General features: G+C 73.5%; 20 protein-coding genes. 12 read left to right on the top strand and 8 right to left on the bottom strand.

Annotated features, from left to right (window positions below; genetic code table 11):
- Nucleotides 1–20: 20 nt before the first annotated feature.
- Nucleotides 21–1187 carry a transglycosylase domain-containing protein gene (locus tag WA616_RS11550; RefSeq protein WP_336029896.1) on the bottom strand — a complete coding sequence of 389 codons (1167 nt, stop codon included), beginning with the start codon at nucleotides 1185–1187 and terminating at the stop codon, nucleotides 21–23.
- Between the two features lie 195 nt (nucleotides 1188–1382).
- Between WA616_RS11550 and WA616_RS11545 the strand changes: the two genes are divergently transcribed.
- The gene (locus WA616_RS11545; protein WP_336029895.1) at nucleotides 1383–1655 is read left to right on the top strand and encodes a hypothetical protein; all 273 of its coding nucleotides are present in this window, start codon (nucleotides 1383–1385) and stop codon (nucleotides 1653–1655) included.
- 137 nt (nucleotides 1656–1792) lie between these two features.
- Here WA616_RS11545 and WA616_RS11540 read toward each other — a convergent pair whose 3' ends face one another.
- Both WA616_RS11540 and WA616_RS11535 read right to left on the bottom strand, forming a co-directional pair.
- Nucleotides 1793–2338: an Ltp family lipoprotein gene (locus WA616_RS11540; protein WP_336029893.1), complete on the bottom strand. Its 546-nt coding sequence runs from the start codon at nucleotides 2336–2338 to the stop codon at nucleotides 1793–1795.
- A 1712-nt stretch (nucleotides 2339–4050) separates the two neighbouring features.
- Complete coding sequence (locus tag WA616_RS11535; RefSeq protein WP_236833210.1) at nucleotides 4051–4581, bottom strand: hypothetical protein; 531 nt, start codon at nucleotides 4579–4581, stop codon at nucleotides 4051–4053.
- A gap of 411 nt (nucleotides 4582–4992) precedes the next feature.
- Between WA616_RS11535 and WA616_RS11530 the strand changes: the two genes are divergently transcribed.
- The 3 genes from WA616_RS11530 to WA616_RS11520 all read left to right on the top strand — a co-directional run bounded on the left by WA616_RS11530 (nucleotide 4993) and on the right by WA616_RS11520 (nucleotide 6824).
- Nucleotides 4993–5184, top strand: a complete 192-nt coding sequence (locus WA616_RS11530; protein WP_236833211.1) for a helix-turn-helix transcriptional regulator — start codon at nucleotides 4993–4995, stop codon at nucleotides 5182–5184.
- Nucleotides 5185–5485: 301 nt separating this feature from the next.
- Entirely contained in the window at nucleotides 5486–6142 is a 657-nt protein-coding gene (locus WA616_RS11525; RefSeq protein WP_236833212.1) for a hypothetical protein, read from the top strand.
- Nucleotides 6135–6824, top strand: a complete 690-nt coding sequence (locus WA616_RS11520; RefSeq protein ID WP_336029887.1) for a LuxR family transcriptional regulator — start codon at nucleotides 6135–6137, stop codon at nucleotides 6822–6824. Before WA616_RS11525 ends, WA616_RS11520 begins: the two co-directional genes overlap by 8 nt.
- 136 nt (nucleotides 6825–6960) lie before the next feature.
- Here WA616_RS11520 and WA616_RS11515 read toward each other — a convergent pair whose 3' ends face one another.
- Nucleotides 6961–8619: an amidohydrolase family protein gene (locus WA616_RS11515; RefSeq protein ID WP_336029885.1), complete on the bottom strand. Its 1659-nt coding sequence runs from the start codon at nucleotides 8617–8619 to the stop codon at nucleotides 6961–6963.
- Nucleotides 8620–8674: 55 nt separating this feature from the next.
- Between WA616_RS11515 and WA616_RS11510 the strand changes: the two genes are divergently transcribed.
- From WA616_RS11510 to WA616_RS11500, 3 genes are all read left to right on the top strand, one after another.
- Nucleotides 8675–9472: a MerR family transcriptional regulator gene (locus WA616_RS11510; RefSeq protein WP_336029884.1), complete on the top strand. Its 798-nt coding sequence runs from the start codon at nucleotides 8675–8677 to the stop codon at nucleotides 9470–9472.
- A 467-nt stretch (nucleotides 9473–9939) separates the two neighbouring features.
- Nucleotides 9940–13317 (top strand): MobF family relaxase, encoded by a 3378-nt coding sequence (gene mobF, locus WA616_RS11505; protein WP_442901998.1) that lies wholly within the window; start codon nucleotides 9940–9942, stop codon nucleotides 13315–13317.
- A 579-nt stretch (nucleotides 13318–13896) separates the two neighbouring features.
- On the top strand, nucleotides 13897–15021 hold the full coding sequence (locus WA616_RS11500; RefSeq protein WP_336029883.1) for a site-specific integrase: 1125 nt from the start codon (nucleotides 13897–13899) through the stop codon (nucleotides 15019–15021).
- A gap of 34 nt (nucleotides 15022–15055) precedes the next feature.
- On the opposite strand, the gene glnA is transcribed toward WA616_RS11500, so the two are convergent.
- Nucleotides 15056–16492, bottom strand: coding sequence for a type I glutamate--ammonia ligase (gene glnA, locus WA616_RS11495; RefSeq protein WP_073422327.1), 1437 nt, complete (start codon nucleotides 16490–16492; stop codon nucleotides 15056–15058).
- A gap of 162 nt (nucleotides 16493–16654) precedes the next feature.
- Here glnA and WA616_RS11490 point away from each other — a divergent pair, with 162 nt between their 5' ends.
- From WA616_RS11490 to WA616_RS11470, 5 genes are all read left to right on the top strand, one after another.
- Nucleotides 16655–17077, top strand: coding sequence for an RDD family protein (locus WA616_RS11490; protein ID WP_336029882.1), 423 nt, complete (start codon nucleotides 16655–16657; stop codon nucleotides 17075–17077).
- The gene (locus tag WA616_RS11485; RefSeq protein ID WP_336029880.1) at nucleotides 17074–17571 is read left to right on the top strand and encodes a GNAT family N-acetyltransferase; all 498 of its coding nucleotides are present in this window, start codon (nucleotides 17074–17076) and stop codon (nucleotides 17569–17571) included. Before WA616_RS11490 ends, WA616_RS11485 begins: the two co-directional genes overlap by 4 nt.
- Before the next feature lie 61 nt (nucleotides 17572–17632).
- Entirely contained in the window at nucleotides 17633–18289 is a 657-nt protein-coding gene (locus tag WA616_RS11480) for a hypothetical protein (RefSeq protein ID WP_336029878.1), read from the top strand.
- Between the two features lie 448 nt (nucleotides 18290–18737).
- Complete coding sequence (locus tag WA616_RS11475) at nucleotides 18738–19364, top strand: cyclic nucleotide-binding domain-containing protein (protein ID WP_336029954.1); 627 nt, start codon at nucleotides 18738–18740, stop codon at nucleotides 19362–19364.
- Nucleotides 19365–19372: 8 nt separating this feature from the next.
- Nucleotides 19373–20080 (top strand): DUF2652 domain-containing protein, encoded by a 708-nt coding sequence (locus tag WA616_RS11470; protein WP_336029876.1) that lies wholly within the window; start codon nucleotides 19373–19375, stop codon nucleotides 20078–20080.
- A gap of 91 nt (nucleotides 20081–20171) precedes the next feature.
- Here WA616_RS11470 and WA616_RS11465 read toward each other — a convergent pair whose 3' ends face one another.
- The 3 genes from WA616_RS11465 to WA616_RS11455 form a co-directional block, all read right to left on the bottom strand.
- Nucleotides 20172–21050: a DUF4191 domain-containing protein gene (locus WA616_RS11465; protein WP_336029874.1), complete on the bottom strand. Its 879-nt coding sequence runs from the start codon at nucleotides 21048–21050 to the stop codon at nucleotides 20172–20174.
- Nucleotides 21051–21112: 62 nt separating this feature from the next.
- A complete protein-coding gene (lipA, locus tag WA616_RS11460) occupies nucleotides 21113–22087 on the bottom strand; it encodes a lipoyl synthase (protein WP_336029871.1) in 975 nt (324 codons plus the stop codon).
- A 102-nt stretch (nucleotides 22088–22189) separates the two neighbouring features.
- Entirely contained in the window at nucleotides 22190–23263 is a 1074-nt protein-coding gene (locus tag WA616_RS11455) for a hypothetical protein (protein WP_336029869.1), read from the bottom strand.
- Nucleotides 23264–23335 lie beyond the last annotated feature (72 nt).

Genomic DNA, 23335 nt, shown 5'->3' with positions numbered 1-23335 from the left:
ACGCCGCCTGCCAGGCGGAGCTACGCGGTGCCCTGCTCGGCGATGAGGTCGGCGACCTCCTCGGGCCGCTCGGAGCAGTCGTCGTCGGAGGGCGGCTGGTCCTGGGCCAGGCCCTCGACGCCGGCGTCCTCGACCGGCCCGAAGCCCTGCGCCTCGATGTGCCGCGGCACCCGGTTCTGCGCGTTGATGACGTGCGAGCGCGACAGCCAGCCGAGGCCGTCCTCGACGTCGTAGTCCAGCCCGCCGCCGGGTGCCCGCTGCACGTGACCGGGGGAGGGGAGCAGCCCGACCAGCTGCACGGCCTGGTCGACGGTCAGCGTGGACGGCGGGGTGTCGAAGTAGTACCAGCTGGCCGAGCAGATGCCGTACAGCTGCGGGCCCAGCTGCGCGTAGTTGACGTAGAGCTCGAGCATCCGCCGGTCGTCGACGACCAGCGCCATCTCCGCCGAGAGCCCGGCCTCCAGCGCCTTCCGCCAGACGCTCATGCTCTGGTTGAGGAAGATGTTCTTGGCCACCTGCTGCGGGATGGTCGACCCCGAGGGGTCCTCCTCGCCGCGCAGCCGGGCCTCGGCGCGGCCGGAGAGCTCGTCCCAGGTGAAGGCGCCGTCGCGGTAGGGGAGCTGCTGGTCCTCGTGCGCGATGACGGCGGCGAGGAAGTTGCGCGACACGTGCTCGACCGGCACCGACTGCTGGATCGCGCCGAGGTCGTTGGCCGCCATGAACGCCGTCGTCGGCGGGTCCACCCAGCGCAGCGACACCATGACCAGCGCCTGTACGACGAAGACGACGCCGAGCACGAGCCCGATCCGGCGCAGGACGCGCCGGCGGCGCGGCCGGCGCGGCTGCGGTCCCTCGTCGCGGCGCCGGCCCCAACCCCGCCGCGGCGGCGGACCGGGCGGCGGGGGCGGGGGTGCCCCGCCGCCGGGCGGCCGCGCGCCGCGGCCCTGCGGCGTACCGGGCGCCGACGGGGGAGGAGGAGACCAGGGCTCGCCGTACGGCCCGGACCCGTCGTACGGGCCGGACCCCTCGTACGGCCCGGGGCCCTCGTACGGCCAGGGGTCGCCGTACGGGCCGGACCCGGCGGGCCCGGCGACCGGCCGCGGCGTCCGCCGGGTACGGACGCGGTCGGTCCGGCGCGGCTCGGGCGGGGGCTCGCCGGACGAGCGGCGGCGCGGCGCGAAGGGCATGCGGTGCTGTCCTCCCGTGGACCGACGGACCGGTCCTCCAGGGTACGGGCGGGGCCTGCGCGGCAAGCGCCGTCGCGGGCGGCGGGTCGCCCTCCCCGGCCCGCCCCGGCAGGGCCCCAGGGCTCTGTCCGGCGGCCGCTCGCCCGAGCACGCTGTGGCGCGTCCCCAGCCATCCGCGAACCCAGGGAGGCAGCCGTGTACTTCGGAGTCGTGCACACCATCCGCGACGGCGAGCGGTGGGAGCAGATGATGGCGAACGCGGACCTCGGCGCCCTGCCGCCGGGCGTCGAGCTGTTGTCCACCTGCACCGCAGCCGACGACAGCCGGGCCCTGTGCCTGTGGCGGGTGCAGGACCGGGAGACGCTCGACGGCGTCCTCGACCAGCTGGTCGGCGACAACGCCGTCAATGACGTGTTCGAGGTCAGCGAGCGCTCGGTGATCGTCGCCGGCCAGCCCGCCGCCGTCTGACGACCGGCGCCCGGCCCGTCCGAATGCGCTGCGGCCCCCGCCGGGAAGGCCGGCGGGGGCCGCGGACGCGTCAGGGGCGGGGCCGCCGCAGCACTTGCCGGGGGCGACGGTCGCCTCGTTGCGCCCGGATCAGGACGTCAGAGACCGACCTGGTCCGCGGCGTAGGTCGCCTGCTCGAGCGTGTACTGGTCGCCGTACGACGAGGAGAGCTGCTCGATCAATCCGGACCGGGAGAAGCCGGTCATCTCCAGGTAGGACTGCGCGGACTCGACGGCCTCGGCGTTCCAGTCGACCGTGACGTGGTCGACGGCGTAGGTCGCGTCCTCCACCGAGTAGCCGTCGCCGTACTGCGAGGACAGCTGGTCGATGAGGCCGGTCCGGGAGAAGCCGGTCAGGTCCAGGTAGGACTCGGCCGACCGGATGGCGCTCTGCTGCGCGACGGTGGCACTCGGCGCCTCCGGCGTCACGGGGGCCGGCGCGGGCGGAGGAGTGACCGGCTGAGGCGCAGGGGCGACCGCCTGCGACGTCGGCGCGCCGGCGCTGCTCGGCGTGTCCACCGCCTGCGAAGCGTCCGACGCCGCGGACGTCGACTTCGGCTCGGAGTCGCCGCCGCCGGCCGAGGTGGCGACGCCGATGGCAACGAGGACGCCGGCGGTGCCGAGAAGGACCTTCTTCTTGCTCATCTCACACTCCGTGGGATTCGGTTGGCCCGATGCGGGGCCGGACGCCTGACGCGTCGCCAGGCGAAGTGCTCACCCGAGCGGCGGTGCACTGAGGGTGTGCCTCGAGCGGCTCGGTCGCTGGTGCCCAACGCCGGCCATCGCCCGTTGAGCATCCGGTGACTCGGGCCACGAGCCGGGAGGCGCTGGGACGGAAACGAGCCGCCGGGGTATCGGTGACAAGTGAGGCGGTTTGTGACCGGCCTGCCATCGGCGGTCCGATCGCGATGGTCTCGTCGTGAACGACGTTGTCCCCGTTCCTCGGTCGTTGAGGGCACGTCTTTCCGCGCCTGCCTGCCGACCTCACACCTGTCTGTCGGATCAGTGCGATGACCGGCAGGTGACGCCGCTGGCCGCAGCCCATGCGACGCCCTACTCCCGCTCACTCAAACGGCGCGAGACTGCTGTCGATCGTGCGTCGCTGGTCTTGTCGTACTGCGACCTCACCGCCAGTTCGGTCCGCCGGCCCGACGATCGCCGTCAACTGACGGGGTGCAAGTGGACGTCCACGAGTGTGCGGGCGAAGCGTGGCGCAGGGAGCGGCACGGCTGCACGCAGTGGTGCGGACGATCCGAGTCTCACAAGGTGCGCGCGTGGCGCCTGTCAGATCACTCCGCGTTCTCGGCGCCGGACGCAGCGCGGCCCCCGCCAGGAATCCGGGGAACCTGGCGGGGGCCGTGCGAACCGGCAACGCAGGGGCGGGGGCGCCCCGGATGACTCAGATGTCGTAGTACATCGCGAACTCTCCAGCGTGACTTGTGGTCGATGGTCTTCGACGGAATACGCCGCTGACCTGCGCTTATAGTGTTGGAAGGGATTGGTCCATCGGGGGCTCGATTGGAAATCGTGCGGACTGTGTGCGGACTGGCGACGGCCTCCGTGCCTTCGATGCCAAGTGCGCCGTGCTCGATCGCCCTGGTGGACGCCGGCCGAGCCGCCCCAGCGGTAAGCGACGCAGGCGACCCGAGCCGGACCAGTTCGACGCCGAGCCGATCCTGGCGGTGCTCGAACGCCACGGCGTCGCCTATGTGAGCGTCGGCGGCTACGCCGCCGTATGCACAGGTCGGCGCGGCCCCACCCGCGATGTCGACGTCACCCCGGCCACAATCCGAGAGAACCTGGACCGGCTGGCCGCTGTGCTGCGGGAGGTCGACGCGCGCATCCACACCGATGCCGTCCCCGAGGGGCTGCCCCGCAAGACCTCGGGGGAGGCCCTGGTCGGGCACCGAATGCTCAACCTGCAGGAGGACAGGAGAAGCCGATCCAACGCGGTGCTGCAAGGGAGAAGCGTGCTTGCCAATCTCCGGTTTTCCTCCCGTACCGGCGATGCCGCCCCCGCAGCCGGCCGAGGATGCCGGCTTCGGCGGCCCGCCGGAAGGGCGCTGCGCGTCCCTGCGGGATGGGCCTGCGGCCCACCCTTCCCCCGGATCCGCCGCAGCCAGAAGAGGCCGGTTGCGCGGGAGCGGCCAGGAATGTGGGCGAACACCCTCAGCGCCTCATCGCCACCGGCTGACCGGGGAGTCGCGGTTGAGGCGGGGGGCGGCGCCGATCAGGGGCTCCGTCGGCCGCTTGGCGACCGAGCCGGTTATCCCTACACTGGAGTGGCCTGTTGCGCTGAGCTTCAGGAAGTGGGCCCGGCTCCTCTCCGGACGGTGAGCAGCCGGGCTCCGCGGTTTCTAGCGGCCGGTCACGTCCTGGGCAGTGGTGATCGAGGCGATGCGTTGTCGCCACGCGCCTCCGGCCGAGTGACTCCAGGCCACTGCATCGGCGACCCAGAGGAGCGGGTCGCCGCTCGGCGGCAGGTGGACATACTGCAGCACGGGGCCGCCCAAACGATGAAGCTCCTCGACCAGGATCTGCCGGTCACGCTGGTCACGGCCCTGCCGGGATTCGATGACCAGTCGGTGCACGCCACGGTCGACCAGTGCAGCGGCCATCCGGCGGAAGCTCTCGGCGCGTAGATCGTCCTCGCGACCCTTGCCGGAGAACGCCAACGCCGAGACCTGTCCGCTGTCGATCAACGCGTCGAGGATCTGCCGGCGGCGGCTGTCGCGTTCGGTGACGAAGTGCCACCGCCGCTGACCGGGCAGGCAGAAGGAACGGACGAGGCGGCGCAGCGCGTCGACGTCCCCGTCGAGAACAACCGCGACGCACACGTGGTACCGCGATCCGCGGGCGGACTCGTCGACGAAGGCCTGGGCGCTCAACTCGCGTCCGAGAGGTCCGCGCGGATTCGTCCTTCGCCCCGGTGCCAGGGGTATGACGCCACCGGCGCGGTCATCTGTCGCACGAGCAGCATCCTGAACGACCCCCTCATGAGGTGCGGTCTCGGGTGGGGCGCCGCCGCTCGCACGGTGGAGAACGAGGTGCCACACGAGCGGATCGGCAAGCAGGCCTTGGCGCTGACCGCGGACCCGCGGGGCGGGCGACGTTCGATGGTCTCCCGCAGGACGGCGCTGCTCGGAGACACAGGAGCAAGACGGCAGGAGCAACCGGAGGAGGACCGAGCTTCACGGGAGAAGTTCTGGAGAAGTTGGCTGTGAGCTGTCACCAAGGACCGTGAGATCGCGCCTTCTACGAGTGAACCCGTAAACGACCTGCCCCGCCTGGAGTCAGCCATGCCCGAGCACACCGTCGACCAGCAGCCCGACCTGCTCACGATCGGCGAGGCCGCCGCACTGCTGCGCGCTCCCGTCGCCACGCTGCGGTACTGGCGTCACCTCGGTACCGGACCGCGCAGCTTCCGCCTTGGCCGCCGGGTCCTCTACCGGCGGGAGGACCTCTACGCGTGGGTCGACGCTCGCCGCTAGACCTGGTGGCCGCCCGTCCGTAGCCACGTACCTCGGCGCCGTTCCTCCGTCGTCCTCCAGTTTCCAGGCGCCGGCGATGTCAGTTTCGCGCGACCGGAGCCGACCGGGGGAGGCTGCGCAGTCTTCGGCGACGGTCGCCGGGAACCGCCGCAGTGGAGTGCTGTCCATAGCCCTCTGCGGCGTCCCCAGATTCCGGCACGCGGCGTCTCGGCTGGGCGAGGTCGGTCGACGCTGACCGAGACGAGACCAGCACAACCAGCTTGCGGTGACGACGCGGTACGAGGCAGCAGGAGGAGCAGCGATGGGATGGATGGGCCCGGTCGTGGGCGACCAGCAGCACGAGGGTTGGGTGGTGCCGGTCTTCGCCGACGGCGCGCAAGGCGCTGGGAGCACCAGCGCCCGCGGCGTGCTGGTGGCCCGCCGACCCGACGACGGGCCGCGCAACGGCGACCGGGTGCGGCTGACGTACCGCGACGGCTGCACTGTCGAGGGCATCTGGCAAGACGGCGCGGTCATCGGCGGCGACGGGATCGTGCATCACACCGGCGGCCAGGTCCGTCGGGAGGTCATCGACGAAGCGGAGGAGTGGCGCCCGGATGCTGCGGTGGTCGGCTGGGTCGCCGGCTGCACCTGCGGCTGGCGCGGAACCCCCTGGACCCGGGTGCCCGCACCGGAGCTGGCCGACCCGGCATCGCGGCGGCTGGCGGTCACCGGCCCGTGGGTCGATCTGGCGGCCGCCGACGAGAAGCGGGTCATGCTGGAGTGGCGCCGCCACATCGAGCCCTGGCAGACCCTTGAAGACGTCGAGCAGGCCGCGGTCCGGCAGGCAGCCGCTGCCTGCGTCCTAGACGAGGCGGTGTACGCCGCGCGGGCGGCCGGGGCCTCGTGGACCGCCATCGGCCGGGCCACCGGTGTGACCGGCCGGTCGGCCATCGAGCGGTGGTCCGCCGGTGGCTGAGCGCGCAGCCGGTCAGCCGGCACCGGCCGGGGGAGCGGCGGCGGGGCAGCGGACTGTGCTGGTCGTCGACCTCGACGGTGAGCTGCTCGTGCCACTGCGCGCGGTGGAAGAGGTGCTGCTGTGCCTGGGTCTGTGGGAGTACGAGGAACGACAGGACCCGGCCGCCGACGCCGAGCCGCTGCGGCTGCCGGCACCACTGGCCGACCGGGTCGCCCTCGCCGCCGTGCAGCGCCTACTCACCGCCCTGGCGCCGACGCAGTCCCTCGGAGCTGGGCGGGGCCGATTGCTCGCTCCGGATGGCCGCTACGAGCACGCGCCGCTGACCGCGCTGACCCTGCCGGCCGTCGACATCGACCTGCTGTCGGCCACAGCGGCCGCCCTCGGCCATCCCGGTCTCGACGCTGACATCGCCGACGTGGTCGACGCCCACGCGGGGCAGCTCGGCGACACCTACCGCTGCCCCGGCCGCGCCAGCTTCGTCTCGCTGCTCGCCCGACTGGCCGGCCTGCTCGACCTCGCCCCGACAGACGACACCCGCATGCTGACCGCCCGAATGCGGGCCACCCCACCCGGAACGGACTGCACGCTGAGTGAGGCCGACGAAGCCGCCTACACCCGCACCGCCGACCGGATGAACCGCATGTGGGCCCTCGGCTCCGGCATCGACCGCTACCTCTATTGAAGGATCAGGCTGGCGGCCCATCACTGGCCCCTCCTGGTGTCCCACAGGGGGTCGCTGAGCGGTTCCGTCAGCGTTCTCCTGGATCGGACCGAGCCTGTCCGGGTCTCAGGTCACCGTCCGACCCACCCGGGCTGCGTCAGTGGCGCTGGAGCTCAGCGGGCGGCTCGAGCGCCAGGTCCAGGTCGTCGAGGTCGAACCACTGGCCGGATGGTGGTTGGTCAGCCATCGGGTCGGTCCAGCGCAGCCGGACACGGTCCGGGTGGACCTCCATCAGCCTGGCCTCCTGCCACTCGTGCTCGCCGAGGGGGCACACCCACCACGGTTCGGCCAGACAGGACAGGCCGAGTGCGCGCACGGTCTCCAGCGCCTCGTCGTGGCTGCTGACGTCGCCGAGAGGGGCACCGAAGGTGGTCACGGCCTGCCAGCCGCCGGAGGTGGGGACGACGCGACCGAGCAGCTCGCCGTCCTCGTCGCGGCGGACATCCTCGGGGGTGGGGATGCCGGGCCACGTCTCCTGGATGGCCTCGACGATCTTGGTGGTGGAGTCGCGGAGCCAGATGACCCCCTCCCGCTCGGCCGGGCTGCCCGCGTACGCCTCAGGTTCGACCTCACGCCCGAGGACCCACACCTGCCGCAGCCGTTGGGTGGCGGTGATGTCGGCGGTGGGATCGCCGTTGAGGAGGGCCAGGTCGGCCCGCGCCCCGGCGACGAGTCGACCGCGGTCGGCCAGGCCGAACACGTCGGCCGGGGCCGAGGTTGCCGCGGTCAGCGCGTCGGTCGGTCGCAGGCCGGCTCGGACCAGGTGCTGCAGTTCCCGGTGCAGGCTCGCGCCGTGCACCAGGCCGGGGTTGGGTGCATCGGTGCCGGCGAGCACGCGCACTCCCCACTCGAACAGGGCCAGGGTGTTCTCTCGCGCCGCGGTGCCGTCGGGCGCCTGCGGCGGCATCCACCGCCGGGACTGACCGTCCAGGACCCGGCGCCACCGCGGGGTCAGCCGGGAGGCCAGTTCCGGCTGGGTGAGCAGCGGCATCATCCCGTCCGGGCCGGGGAAGCCGTCGATGATGGACAGCGTCGCGATCAGCGCGACACCCGCGCGCGCGACGTCGCGGACCTCGGCGTCGGTCATCCGGTCGAACGGCGCGTGGGCGAGCACGTCGACTCCGCAGTGGGCGACGGTGACCGCGCCGCGGGCGGTCGAGACGTGTGCCACCACGGGCAGGCCGTGGCGGTGCGCCTCGGCGACCAGGGCCTCGATCGTGGCCGCCTCCAGGGAGGGGATGTCGAGCATGGCGCCGGAGCCGTCGTCGTAGATGACCTTCAGGTGGGTGGCGCCCTCGGCGAGCCGGTCCTCGACGAACGGCAGCGCGTCGGCGGGACCGGTGACGTAAGGGAGGGGCGAGTAGGCGATGGTGGGGTGACCGCCCGGGGCCGTGGCGCCGATGCTGGAGGTGCGCAGGTCCGCCCGCACGGGCCCCTGCCCGGCGTCGGCGGCGGCTACCGCGGCCCGTTCGGGGTCGATGACCTCGGGCTTGCTGAACTGGTCCACCACCGTTGTCACGCCGAACGTCGCCGCCAGCTGGGTGCACCCCGGGAGCAGGTGTACGTGGGCGTCGATCAGTCCCGGCAGCAGGGTCCCGCCGCCCCCGTCGATGACCGCGTCACCCGACGCGGCGATGGATGGTGTTCCAATCGCGTCGATGCGGCCGCCGACGACGCGCAGAGAGGTGGCCTCGAGCGGGTGCACCCCGTCGAAGATCCGGACATCGCGGATGGTGAAGGGCTGGTGAACGGGCATACGCGGACGCTAGAAGTTTACGTAGCGAGAAGGTCCAGCGTTTACCGTCGTGACCGTGGAGCACTCGATCAGTCAGGTCGCCCGGATGGCCGGGATCTCTGCCCGCACCTTGCGGCACTACGACGACATCGGACTGCTCACCCCGTCGCGGATCTCCGCCAACGGCTACCGCTGGTACGCACGCCGCGAGCTGCTGCGCCTGCAGCGCATCCTGCTCCTCAGGGAGCTCGGCGTTCCACTCTCGGGCATCCGCGAGGTCGTCGACGGCGAGGCCGACGAACTGACCGCACTGCGACAGCACCGCGAGCAGCTGATCGGTGAACGGAACCGGCTGGACCGCATCGTCGCCACCATCGACCGCACGATCGCCGACCTGACCGGGGACCGGACGATGAGCGACGAGGAGTTCTTCGCCGGCTTCGCCGCGGACAAGGAGCGCCTGCGTGAGGAGCTCGTCGGCCGCTACGGCGAAGCCGTGCGGGACCACTTCGACGCAGCCGAGCAGGTCACGGCCGACTGGAGCCGCGAGGACCACGAGCGCGCCGCCGCCGACGGGCGCCGCCTGCTGGCCCAGATGTCAGATGCCCGCACCCGCGGCGTCGCGCCGGACGACGATGAAGCGCTCGACCTCCTCGCCGAGCACCACCGAGGGGTGACCGCGTTGTGGCCGGCCGACGCGGCGGCGTACCACGGCCTCGGCGACCTCGTGATCGACGACCCCCAGCAGCGCGCCATGGTCGAGGTCGTGGACCCCCAGCTCCCGTCCTGGCTCTCCGCAGCGATCAAGGCATATGCCGTGCACCGACTTGAGCATGACCCGCGCTCGAGCTTTTCGCCTCCGGCGACCCGCTGACCGGTCCCGGAAGCCGAACCCCAACCGGGAACACCGCAGGACAGAGCAGGTGCCCCTCGTCCGCCGTCCCGTAAGACCCGCCCGGTGAACCTTCCCGCACGGGGAGGACAACCGGGACACCCTGCCGGACGGTCGCAGCCTCGTCGTCCGGCAGCCGCTCAACATCCACGCCGCCGTGTCGCAGGGGGCCGCGTGACGCGAGCCGGTACATCGCGGAGCCGATCGCCATCAGCACCTATAGCCGGGAAGAACGCGACCTGCTCTCAGTCGGCAATCGCCGTAAACGGCCAACGCCATGGCGCCCGCGACGACTCTACGCCCGCCACTCCAGCCTTTCCCGGGCAAGCTCAGGCCTTCGCCAAAGAACGGCACGAATGCTACCTTCGGTGAACGTTCGGGCCCCGCTTCGCGAGGCCTTTCGCCGTTTCTAGGGGTGACGTGTTGGCCATTGTCGGGCGGTGTTGACAATGCGCGGCGGGATCAAGGTGTATGCCGGCTCGCCGGCCGCGGCCCGCTGCTACCTGGATGCGGACCGGGGGCGGGCGGACGACTACTACCTGGCCGAGGGCATCGGGCTGGCCCGCCGCTACGCCACCGGCCCTGACAGCCGGGTGCAGGAGCTGGCGCCGCTGGCCGGGGGCGGCTACGAAGCCTGGGTGGCCGGCCAGGACCCGGACACCGGTGAGTCGCGTGGGTGGCTGCGCAGCGACGAACGGGCGGTCCGGTTCGTCGAGGTGGTGGTCAACGGGCCGAAGTCGTGGTCGTTGGCCTCGGCGCTGCACCCGGATGTCGCCGCCGCCTACGACGCGGCGCAGGACCGCGCCGCCGCTCAGCTCATCGGCTGGCTCGCCGAGCACGCCACCACCCGGGTCGGCCCGCGGGGCGGCCAGGTGCAGGTGCCGGTCGAGGTGCTGGAGGCGGTGACCGTGCGGCACTACACCTCCCGCGCCGGTGATCCGCACCGGCATCTGCATCTGCAGGTCAACGCGCGAGTGTTCGCAACGGAGAAATGGCGTGGGCTGCACACCGTCGCCGTGCGCGACTTTCTCGCGGCGATAAACGGGATCGGACACGCCGCGGTCGCCTGCGACCCGCAATTCCGCGGCGCGCTCGCCTCGCACGGATACACGTCGGACAGCGACGGTGAAATACGGCAGATGTCGGACGTCGTCGGGCCGTTCAGCGCCCGCGCGACACAGATCGCTCGGAATGTGGATCGCTACGAATCCAGATGGACCGCGGCGCACCCCGGCGAAACGCCGGGACCGGCGCTGCGCCGTGCCTGGGACGCCCGCGCCTGGGCCGACGGCCGCCCCGACAAGGTCACCCCTCAGCCCGGCGAGGACCTCACCGCCCGGTGGATGGGCGAGCTGACCGCCCTCGGGTATCGCGACCGCGACCGGCCGGTGGACCTGGCACCCACGCCGGTCGGCGCGCTGGACCGCGACGGGGCGGTCGGCCGGGTGCTGGCACGGCTAGCCGCCGGCCGCTCGGCGTGGAACGCCGCCGATGTCCGGGGCGAGGTCGAGCAGCTGATCGCTGCTGCCGGGGTAGTGGCAGAGTCGGCGGTGCGCATCGAGCTGGCCGAGGACCTCACCGCCCGCGCTCTGGTCCGGTGCGTTCCGCTGCTGGACCGCGACGGCGTGCCGGAGCACATCCGGGCGTTGACATGCCGGCAGGTGCTCGATGTCGAGGCCGAGCTGACTGTCCGGCTGGCCGACCGCGCCACCGGGCTTGGGGTCGACCTGACCGACGCCGACCTGTCACGGCTTCGGGACGAGCCCATCCCGCCCGGTAGGGGGCCGACCTCAGCTTCCGAGTCGTTGGCCCAGGTGCATCAGCTGGATGCCGGACAGGCCGCCGCGGTCGCGGCGCTGGCCGGCGACCGGCAGCTGGTGGTGGTCGAGGGCGCCGCCGGCGCCGGCAAGACCACCACCCTGACCGCCACCCGCACCCTCCTCGATGAGCAAGGGCAACGGCTCACGGTGGTGGCCCCGACGCTCAAGGCCGCCCAGGTCGTGCAGCAAGAGGTCGGCGCCGACGCAGGCTCGGTGGCATGGCTGGTGCACCAGCACGGCTGGCGCTGGACCGACGAGGGCGCCTGGACCCGCCTCGCCGCCGGCCAGACCGACCCAGTCACCGGCAGCGTCCACACCGGCCCCGAGGAGGAGGCGCGGCTGCGCGCCGGGGATCTGCTGGTGGTCGATGTGGCGGGGATGCTCGACCAGGACACCGCCCGCGCCCTGCTCACCGTCGCTGACGAGTGCCGAGTGCGGGTGGCGTTGCTGGGTGACCGGCGGCAGCTGACCGCGGTCGGCCGCGGCGGCGTACTGGAACTGGCCGTCCGTGCCGTCGACCCGACCGCGGTGCTCACCCTGGACCGGGTGCACCGCTTCATCCGCACCGACGGTGGGTTCACCGTCGCGGACACGGAGTACGCCGAGCTGACGCTGGCCATGCGCGCCGGCACCGACCCCGGAACGGTGTTCGACGCACTCGCCGCACGCGGCCAGGTCCGGCTGCATCCCGACGCGGCGGCGATGCGGGAGGAGCTGGCCGACACCGCGACTCGCTCCTCCGCGGAGGGTGAGCCGGTGGCGGTGGTGGTGGACACCCGGGAGCAGGCCGCCGCCCTCAACGCCGCCGTCCGCGAGCGGCTGGTCGCCGACCGCCGGGTCGAGGACACCCGGGTCGTCGTCACCGCGGCGGGTCAGCGGATCGGCGTCGGCGACCGGGTCGCCACCCGCCGCAACGACCGCGACCTGGGCGTGGCTAACCGCGACACCTGGACGGTCACGACCGTCGACGGCGGTGGCGGGCTGGTTGTCACCCCCGCCGCCCGCGCCGGGGGGAACGTCACCTCCGCCGGTGTCACCCCCGCCGGGTCGCGGCAGCGGACGTTGCCCGCCGACTACGTCACCGCCCATGTGGAGCTGGCCTACGCCAGCACCGCGCATGGCGTCCAGGGCGACACCGTTCCCGCCGCCCACCTGGTCATCGGCGAGTCCACCGGCGCCGCCGGCGCCTACGTGGGGATGACTCGCGGCCGGCAGGCCCACATCGCCCATCTCGTGGCCGCCGACGCCGACGAGGCGCGGGAGCAGTGGATCGCGGTGTTCGCCCGCGACCGGGCCGACCTGGGCCCCGCGCACGCCGCGGAGCAGGCTGCCGCCGAGGCAGCCTCCTACGCCAGCCCCCGTCCACTGGAGCAGGTGCTGGCCGAGCTGCACCAGGCGTGGTCGGTCGAGCAGCGCTGCGCCGACCAACTGGCCCTGCTGGAGCCGTGGCGCGACACCCTGCGCCAAGTCGTCGCACAAGAGGCCGGTCACGCCGGCGAGCTCACCCGACTCGACGCCGAGTGGCGGCAGACAGCGCTTGTCGCCGAGCGGGCGAAGCAGACGGCCCAGGCCAGTACGAGGGCGGTCGCCGCCAAGGCCGACCGCATCCGCGACAGCCTGCTCACCGCCTGGGACGGCGAACGCCCGGCCGCGCGCGTCGCGGCCCGGGTCGTGCTCGACGGGCCCGGCCGGCTGCAACTGCGCCGGGCCGCCGTCGCCCGCGCCAGCCAGCAGCTGACCGGCTGGGCCGACCGATGGCGCCCACATCGGCCCGACCTGCCCACCGACCCGACCCAGCTCGCCCAGGAGGCCGACGGATACGACGACCGCGCCGCGCTGTGGCAGGCGTTCGATACCGCCGCCCGCCGCCCGCCGCCCGCCGCACCGCCGAGCACCGCCATCCGGAGCAGGCGCAGCTGCATGCGGTTGCCGATACCGCCCGGCACACCGCCGAGGAGGCGCGGCGTGCCCTGGCCGAGGCCCGTCACCGGCGCGACGAGCGACTGACCCCGCTGGGACCGCTCGCTTTCGCCTCGGACCCCGTAGCGCTGCTGACGAACCTTGAGCGCGAGGTCGTCGACAGGTTCCAGCAGCTGACCAACGCCCGCACCCACATCACCGCGCTGACCGCCGAACCGGCCGTGCGCGCCCTGCCGCCCCACCGGCTTGCCCGCGAGCACGACACCTGGGGCGCCGGCCGCGACGCAGACCGCGCCGCCGCACGGAGGGCCGAGAGCCGCAACATCGTGTCGCCCGGGGCCGGGCATGTCACGCGATCCGAGGACGTGCCCTCCCTCTCTCGCCGGCGTGCCCCGGACCGGAGCGTTCCGCGATGAGCAGAACTTTCGAGTCACGGCGCAGACCGACCTGGCGGCACCTCGGCACCGGACCGCAAAGTTTCGGCGTCGGTCGCCGCATCTTCCACCGCATCGACGATCTGCACGACCGGATCGACGTCCAGCACGGCTACGGGCGCCGGTCGACTTTGGCAAAGGTGTTGTGTCGGCACCTGAGTGCACCGTCGCTCGGACACCCGCATCCGTCGTCGACGTCCAGCGGCGCCCGCAACAGCAGGAGGATTGAACGATGGCCGTAGTGATCGACCGCTGGCGCAGGATGGACCGCGCGACCGGGAAGCTCGTTCCCACTGCGCGCGACGGCAAGGGGTTGCGCTACCTGTCGCACTTCCGCGATAACTCTGGATGTGAGGTCACCGAGGCCTTCGCGCTGAAGCGAGACGCGCAGCGGTGGCTCGACGAGCAGACGGCCGAGATGGTCCGGGGCACGTACGTGCACCCCACCGCGGTCAAGACGACGGTCGGGGAGTGGTGCGAGACATGGCTGTCCGGCTACGCCAGCAGACGTCCCAGAACCGTCCGACAAGCGCGGGTGCACATCGCGCAGATCACGACCGCCTTCGGCAACCGTCCTCTGGCTGCGGTGCGCCCGTCGGATGTGAAGTCATGGACGGCCAGGCTCAAGGCTGACGGCCTTGCTGACAGCTACGTCTACGCGCTCCACAACCGGCTGTCGCAGCTGATGAGCGACGCCGTCCATGACGGCATCCTGGCGCGTAGCCCTTGTTCCCGGCGCACGACTCCGGGCGCCGGCAAGCCCCGCCCCTACGTCGCCACCACCGAGCAGGTGTGGGCTCTGCACGATGCCGTCGGCGAGCACCTGCGACCAGCGATCCTGCTCGGTGCCTTCGTCGGTCTGCGGACCGCCGAGGCCGTCGGCCTGCGGGTGGCCGACGTCGACTTCATGCGCGGCATCGTCAGGCCGGTGCAGCAGCGGGACGGCGAGCCGTTGAAGTCCGAAACCAGCCGGACGCCGCTGCCGATACCGTCCGAGCTGGCGCTCGAGCTTTCCGCTGCGGTGGCCAGGTGGGGCGGCGACTACGTCGTCACGGACGGCGCTGGGCGGCAGTCCTCGACCTGGGCCATCGAACGCGCGATGCGAGCGGCCCGGCCGAAGGTCGACGGGCTACCGGAGGAGTTCCGCTTCCACGACCTCCGGCATTACCTGGCTTCGCTGCTGATCGGCAGCGGCCTCGACGTCAAGGTCGTCCAACACCGGCTCCGACACGGCTCGGCCAAGACGACCTTGGACACCTACGGCCACCTGTGGCCGGACAGCGACGAGTCCGCACGAGCCGCCGTGGGAGCAGTGCTGGCGGCTCGTGCGGACTGTGTGCGGACTGGCGGTGCGTGACCCAGCAAAACCGCAGGTCAGCGCCTAGACAACATCAGATGTCGTAGTACATCGCGAACTCGTGCGGGTGCGGGCGGAGGCGGATCGGGTCGATCTCGTTCTCCCGCTTGTACTCGATCCACGTCTCGATCAGGTCGGGCGTGAAGACGCCGCCGTCGATCAGGTAGTCGTGGTCGACCTCGAGCCGGTCGAGGACGGCGTCCAGCGACGCGGGCACCTTCTCGATGCCCAGGGCCTCCTCGGGCGGCAGCTCGTAGAGGTCCTTGTCCACCGGCGCCGGCGGCTCGATCTTGTTCTTGATGCCGTCGAGGCCGGCCATGAGCATCGCCGAGAAGGCGAGGTAGGGGTTGGCCGACGGGTCGGGCACGCGGAACTCGATGCGCTTGGCCTTGGGGTTGTCGCCCGAGATCGGGATGCGGCAGCAGGCCGAGCGGTTGCGCGCGGAGTACACGAGGTTGATCGGGGCCTCGTAGCCGGGCACCAGGCGGTGGTAGCTGTTGACGGTCGGGTTGGTGAAGGCCAGCAGCGACGGCGCGTGGGCCAGCAGTCCGCCGATGTAGTGGCGGGCGGTGTCGGACAGGCCCGCGTAGCCGGTCTCGGCGTGGAAGAGCGGCTCGCCGTCCTTCCAGAGGCTCTGGTGGCAGTGCATGCCCGAGCCGTTGTCACCGAACAGCGGCTTGGGCATGAAGGTGACGGTCTTGCCCGCCTGCCAGGCCGTGTTCTTGATGACGTACTTGAACAGCATCAGGCTGTCGGCCGACCGCAGCAGCGTGTCGAACTTGTAGTTGATCTCCGCCTGGCCGGCGGTGCCCACCTCGTGGTGGCCGCGCTCGAGCTCGAGGCCCACGCCGGTCAGGTTGCGCATCATGTCGGCGCGCAGGTCGCTGTAGTGGTCGTAGGGCTCGACCGGGAAGTAGCCGCCCTTGGCGCGGGTCTTGTAGCCCAGGTTCGGGCCGACGCCGTTGACGCCGGTCGCCGAGCCCGAGTTCCACGAGCCCTCGACCGAGTCGATGTGGTAGTAGCCCTCGTTGATCCCGGTGTCGTGGCGGATCGAGTCGAAGATGTAGAACTCCGCCTCGGGGCCGAAGTAGGCGGTGTCGGCGATCCCGCTGCTGGCGAGGTAGGCCTCGGCCTTCTTCGCGACGTTGCGCGGGTCGCGGCTGTAGGCCTCGCGCGTGATCGGGTCGTGGATGAAGAAGTTCACGTTGAGCGTCTTGCTCTTGCGGAACGGGTCCACGTAGGCGCTGTTGGCGTCGGGCAGCAGCAGCATGTCCGACTCGTTGATGGCCTGGAAGCCGCGGATCGAGGACCCGTCGAAGCCGAGGCCGTCGGAGAAGGTGTCCTCGCCGAACGTCGATGCCGGGATGGTGAAGTGCTGCATGACGCCGGGCAGGTCGCAGAAACGCACGTCGACGAACTCGACGTCGTTGTCGCGGATGTAGCCGGCGACCTCGTCGGGACTGGTGAACATCGATCCTCCGGTATCGGGTGGACAGCCGTCCGCACGCTATGGCCGGGGAGTTGCCCGCCGGTGTCCCGTCTGTTTCGGGGCGGTAACAACGAGCCCGGCGTGTCGGGGAGGGCACTCCCCGCGGCGGGCGGGCCGACGGCTGTCGGGTCCTACGCTGGGAGCATGGTCAGGGACGCGCAGCCACCCTCTCAGGAGCGACGGCGGGGCGCCTCCCTGGGCCTCCCCGCCGAGGGGCCCGGGTCCCTGGCCGGCTTCGGCACCCGGGTGCTCGCCTTCCTCGTCGACGCGTTCCTCTCCGCCGTCGTCGCCGGGTTCTTCACCGCGCCGGACCTGCCGGGCAACTGGAGCCTGCTGTCCCTGGCCGTGGTGTACGTCGTCTTCCTCGTCGCGATCGGCCAGACGCCGGGCATGCGGCTGCTCGGGCTGCGCCTGGCCCACCCCCGGCCGGCGTCGCGGCTGGCCCCATGGCGGGCGGTCGTGCGCACCGGGCTGCTGTTCCTGCTCGTGCCGGCGCTCGTCGTCGACGCCGACGGCCGCGGCCTGCACGACCGGCTCACCGACACCGCCGTCGTCCGCGACAGGTGATCGTCCGCCGCGAGCGGCCGGCCGACTCCGAGGCCGTCGCGGCCGCGCACCGGGCGGCCTTCCCGACCGACGTCGAGGCGCGGCTCACCGACGAGCTGCGCGAGGACGTGGGCTCCCTGCCGCACCTGTCGCTGGTCGCGGTCGACGGCGACGACGTGGTGGGGCACGTGATCGCCACCCGCGGGTGGGTCGAGCCGCACGGCGCCCCGGCGCTCGGGCTCGGCCCGCTCGGCGTGCGGCCGGAGGCGCAGGGCCGCGGCGTCGGGACGGTGCTCGTGCACGCCCTGGTCGCGGTGGCCGAGGCGGCGGGGGAGCGCCTGGTCGCGCTGCTCGGCGACCCGGCCTACTACGCCCGGATGGGCTTCGTCCCCGCCGCGGACCTCGGGGTGGCGGCGCCGGACCCCGCGTGGGGCGCGCACTTCCAGGCACGCGCGCTCACCGACCCGTGGCCGCGCGGGACCTTCCGCTACGCCGCCCCCTTCGACCGCCTCTGACCTCCTCCACCGGACGCCGGCGGAGCGGTATCGGCGGCCCCGGCGGCGCTAGCGTCCCGCCATGGCGCAGGGGAGCGGCCGGGTCGGGCAGGCCGCGGCCGCCTTCGCCGCCAACGCGCGCAACCCCGCCCTGCGCCGGGCGCAGCTGAGCTTCCTCGGGGCCTGGACCGCCGAGTGGGCGTTCACCGTGGGGCTCGGGATCGTGGCCTACCGCGACGGCGGGGCGACGGCGGTCGGGCTGGTCGGCCTGCTGCGGATGGTGCCCTCCGCCGTCCTGACGCCGCTGCTCGCGCCGGTGGCCGACCGCGGCCGCCGGCAGCGGGTGCTGGTCCTGGTGTCGACGGTGCGCGGCGCGGCCACCGCGGGGGCCGCCGTCGTCGTCGGGACGGGCGGCCCGTCGGCGGTCGTCTACGCGCTGGCCGTGGTGTCCACGGTGGCGGCCACGCTGTACCGGCCGGCGCACTCGGCGCTGCTGCCGTCGCTGTGCCGCACCGGGCACGGAACTGGCCGGCGCGAACGTGGTGCGCGGCCTGCTCGACTCGCTGGCCACCCTGCTCGGCCCGCTGCTGGCCGCGGTGCTGCTCGGCTGGGCCGGGGTGACGGTCGTGTTCGCCGTCTCGGCCGCCGCCTCCGGCTGGGCGGCGCTCCTGCTGGTGCGGCTGCGCTACGAGGCCCCACCGCGACCGCCCGCCCCGGCCGGGGTGCACCTCGTCGGTGAGGCGCTCGCGGGGATCCGGGCCGTCGCCGGCAACGGCGACCTCGCGCTCGTCGTCGGGCTGGCGGCGGCGCAGACCCTCACCCGCGGCGCGCTGACCGTGCTCACCGTGGTGGTCGCCATCGACCTGCTCGGCACCGGGGAGCCCGGCGCCGGGGCGCTCACCGCCGCCATCGGCGCCGGGGCGGTGCTCGGCTCGCTCGCCGCGTCGCTGCTGGTCGGCACCCGCGCGCTGGGCGCCTGGTTCGCTCTCGGCGTCACCCTGTGGGGGCTGCCGGTGACGCTGATCGGCGTGGTCCCCGCGGAGACGACGGCGCTGCTGCTGCTCGCCTGCGTCGGGGTGGGCAACGCGCTCATCGACGTCGGCGGCTTCACCCTGCTCGGCCGGACCGCGCCGGACGACGTGCTGGCGCGGGTCTTCGGCGTCCTGGAGGGCCTGGTCGCGCTGGCCATGGGGACCGGCGCGATCGTCGCGGCGCTCGTCGCCGACCGGGCCGGGGTGCGCACCGCCCTGGTCACCATCGGCCTGGTCTGCCCGCTCGCGGCGGCGGCCGCGTGGCGCCGGCTGCGGCGGCTGGACCGCTCGATCGGCGTCCGCGACCGCGACATCGGCCTCCTGCGGTCCGTGGACCTGCTCGGCGTCCTGCCACTGCCCGCCGTCGAGCAGCTGGCCCGCCACCTGGAGCCGGTGGCCGTCCCCGCCGGCGAGGTCGTCGTCGCGGAGGGCGACGCGGGCGACCGGTACTACGTCATCGAGTCGGGGACGGCCGCGGTCACCGGGGACGGGCGCACCCTGGCGACGCTCGGCCCGGGGCAGGGCTTCGGCGAGATCGCGCTGCTGCACAGCACCCGGCGCACGGCCACCGTCCGCGCTCTCAGCGACCTGCGGCTGCAGACGCTGCGCCCGGAGCGCTTCGTCGCGGTCGTCCTCGGCTACCCGCCGAGCGCCCGGCAGGCGGGGACGGCGGTGGACTCGATGCTGCACCGGTACGCACCGTCGGACACGACCGGCCGCGGGCCGGTGCCGCCACGAGCGAGGCCGGGCGCGGACCCGTCCGGCCCGCCCGCGGGCCGCTAGCGTGCCGCATGGCCTCCACCCGGGCGCTGCTGCTGATCGCCGACATCGGTAGCTACACCGAGTACATGAGCACCCACCGGATGAGCCTCGCGCACGCCGAGGTCAACACCGCGCGGCTGCTGGACCGGGTGGTCGACGCCGCCCGGGGCTTCGACCTGGTCGAGATCGAGGGGGACGCCGCCTTCCTCTCGCGCCGCGCCGACGGCCCCGGCGGCGGCCCGCTGGACGCCACCACGCGCGCCGTCGTCGCCATGCACCGCGCGTTCCACGCGGAGCGACGCCACGTCGCGGCGGTGCTGTGCCCGTGCCGGGGGTGCGCCCAGGCGGAGGCGCTGACGCTGAAGTTCGTCGCGCACGTCGGGGAGGTGGCCACCCAGACGATCCGGCAGCGCCGCAAGCTCGTGGGCATCGACGTCATCCAGGTGCACCGGATGCTCAAGAACCCCGTCGACGTCCCGGAGTACGTGCTGCTGTCCGAGGAGCTCTACCGCAGCGGGGACGGCCTGCCGGACGACGCCCACGAGATCGCCCAGGACCTCGAGGGGATCGGCCCGGTGCGCTCGTGGTTCGTCGACGTCGGCGACCTCGCCGGCCCGCCGCCTGAGCTGCCGGCCCCGCCGCTGCGGGCGCGGCTGGGCCGGACGGCCGCCGTCGCGGGGGCCGGGCTGCCGTACATGCTGGGCCTCCGGCGGCGCCGTCCGGCCCTCGCCGCGTGACCATCGCGGTCTGACGGCCGCCGTCGGACGCGCCCCCGACACGACGGGAGCCCCGCACCGGGCGGTGCGGGGCTCCCTGTCGGACCGGGGGTCAGCGGCGGCGGACCTGCCGCTGGCTGACGGTCATCTGCCGGCCGCCGGGCAGCGGCCCGCCGGGCACCGGCATGCGCGCGCCGCCGAGGGCGGCCAGCCGCCGGCCGAGCGTGTTGACCTCACCGGCGGACAGGTTGCGCGGCAGCTTCATCACGTGGGTGGAGAGCTTGCGCAGCGGGACCTGGCCCTCCTCGTCGCCCACGGTGATGTCGTAGATCGGGGTGTCGCCGACGACGCGGGCGATCTTCTTCTTCTCCTGCGCGATGAGCCCGCGGACCCGGGTGGGGGAGCCCTCGCCGACGAGGATCACGCCGGGACGGCCGAGCACCCGGTGCACGGAGTCCAGCTGCGCGGTGCCGGCGACGCCGGAGGAGACCCGCCAGTCGCCGCGCATGCCCTCGAGCACCCACGCGGCCGCGCCGGGCTGGCCCTCCACCTGGCGGTAGGCCGAGCCCTGCGCCCGCCGGCCGAAGACGATCATCGCGGCGAGCAGGCCCAGGACGATCGCGATCGGCAGGAACAGGAACGGCGCGCCGAACAGGATCGCGACCAGCTCGATGAGGCCGGCCACCACCACGAAGGCGATGAGCATGAACCAGGGGAGCTTCGGGTCGTTCTTCGCCGTCAGCGAGTAGGCCTGCTTGATCATGCGGGCCTGGTTGCCGAACCGCTTGAGCCGGCCGACCTTGGGCTGCCCGTCCTTGCCGAGCTTCGGGGCCTTGGGCTTGCCGGCCTTGGGGGCCTTGCCGGTCCCGGCCGCGCCGACGGCGCCGGCCGCGGTGGCACCGCCCGTCGTCCGGCCGCGGGAGCCGGGACCGGTCGCGGCCTTGCCGCGCCCGGACGGCGCGGTGGAGTCTGTGGGCTTGCTGCGTGCCATGTCCCCAGGATAGGGGCGCGCACGCGCGTCCCTGGTCGGGCGCGGGCGGGGGACCGCGGGATTCAGCCCCGAGGGGTCAGACCGCGGGCCTCCACGGCCTGCTGGTAGAGCCGGCCGGCCCGGTAGGAGCTGCGCACGAGCGGCCCGGCGAGCACGCCCGGGAAGCCGATCTCCTCCGCCTGCTGCTGGAAGCCGACGAACTCGTCGGGCTTGACCCAGCGGACGACGGGGTGGTGCCGGGGCGAGGGGCGCAGGTACTGGGTGATGGTCAGCAGGTCGCAGCCGGCCTCGTGCAGCGCGCGCATGGTCTCGACGACCTCGTGCGGCTCCTCGCCCATGCCGAGGATGAGGTTGGACTTGGTGACCAGGCCGGCCTCGCGCGCGGCGGTGATCACGGCGAGCGAGCGCTCGAACCGGAAGCCGGGGCGGATGCGCTTGAAGATCCGCGGCACCGTCTCGACGTTGTGCGCGAGCACCTCCGGACGGGAGGAGAACACCTCGGCCAGCTGGGCGGGGTCGGCGTTGAAGTCGGGGATGAGCAGCTCGACGCCGCAGCCCGGGACCGCGGCGTGGATCTGCCGCACCGTCTCGGCGTAGAGCCACGCGCCGCCGTCGGGCAGGTCGTCGCGGGCGACGCCGGTGACGGTGGCGTAGCGGAGCTGCATGGCGGCGACGCTCTCGGCCACGCGGCGGGGCTCGTCGGCGTCGAAGTCGGCGGGCTTGCCGGTGTCGATCTGGCAGAAGTCGCAGCGCCGGGTGCACTGGTCGCCGCCGATGAGGAAGGTGGCCTCCCGGTCCTCCCAGCACTCGTAGATGTTGGGGCAGCCGGCCTCTTCGCAGACGGTGTGCAGGCCCTCGCGGCGGACCAGCGACTTGAGCTCGGTGTACTCCGGGCCGGTCTTGAGCCGGGTCTTGATCCACTCGGGCTTGCGCTCGATGGGCACCTGGCTGTTGCGCACCTCCAGGCGCAGCAGCTTGCGGCCGGCGGGACCGAGGGGGGACGAGTCGGGGGTGCTGGTCGTCGCCGTCTCGCTCATGATCCCCACGGTACCCCCGGACGCACACCGCCCCCGCGGCCTCGGAGGCGGCGGGGGCGGTGCGCGGAGCGGGTGCCGCGGCGGGTGCCGCGGCGGGTGCGGTCAGGCCATGCCCGGCCCGGCGGGACCGGCGGTCGGCCCCTCCTGCGCGTTGCCGCCGCCGGTGAACGGCTCGGGCGCCGTCTCGGTCGGGTCGGTGGCGCCGGCGTCGTCGTCGCCAGCCACGTTCTGGGCGTCGCGGATGCCCATGTCCGACTCGGGCGGGGCCGAGTCGCCCGCCTCCCACTGGGCGGAGGAGACGGTCTTGCCGGACTGGTCGTTGCTCGGTGCGCTGGGCACGGGGTCCTCTCGGTAGCTCGGCACGGGCCCGTCACCGGCCGGGGCCGGCGTCCACGGGTCCTGCTTCCTGCGGCGCAGGAAGGAGAACGTCGCCGCACCGACGGCGAGGGCCAGGAGCACCCACGGCCAGCGGCGCGACCCCCTGTCACTACCCGCGGATCGCTTCGCCTGCGCGACCTTCCTCGCGGACTTCTTCTTCGTCTTCCTCGCGGCCTTCGCCGTGCCGCCGACGAGCTCGGCGCGCCGCTGGTCGAGCTCGCCCAGCGCGGTGCCCACCCCGGCGACGACGGTGTCGCGGGCGCTGCCCAGCGCGGGGACGACGGTGTCGCGCGCGGCGGCCACGCGGGGCGCCACCTCGGCGGCCAGCGCGGTGCGGGTGGCGGACTGTGCGGCCTCGAGCCGGGGCCCGAGGTCGGCGGCGGCCTTCGCGGCGGCGGCGCCCGCGGCGGCCAGCGCCGAGGTGACCGCCGGGCCGGCCGACTCGCGGGCGGCCACGACGCGCGGGGTGAGCGCGTCGACGGCGGCGTCGACCCGCTCGCGCGCGAGCTCCAGAGCGGGGGTCGCCGCGTCGCGGGCGGCCTCCACGCGGGGGGTCAGCGCGTCGACGAGCGCGTCGACGGCGGGGGTGGCGGCGGCGACGGCCGCGGCCACCTTTGGGGCGACGGCCTCACGGGCGGCGTCGAGGACGGGGCCGGTGGCCTCGCGGGCGGCCTCCACGCGGGGGCCCAGCTGCTCCGCGGCGGCCCGGCCGGCCTCGGACACGGCGGCGCCGAGGTGGCTCAGGCTCTCCTGCAGCTCGGCCCCGATGACCTGGCCGTGGGACTGGGAGCGGAACACGGATCGCACCTCCGGGTTGATCGACTCCGGCCATCCTGCACGCTCGGCCGGATCGGCACACCCCGGGGCGGT

Origin of the sequence: Geodermatophilus sp. FMUSA9-8 (genome assembly GCF_037034165.1) — a bacterium.
Taxonomy (GTDB): domain Bacteria; phylum Actinomycetota; class Actinomycetes; order Mycobacteriales; family Geodermatophilaceae; genus Geodermatophilus; species Geodermatophilus nigrescens.
The sequence above is the reverse complement of the archived record's forward strand: the minus strand, read 5'-3'. Positions and strand labels throughout refer to the sequence as shown.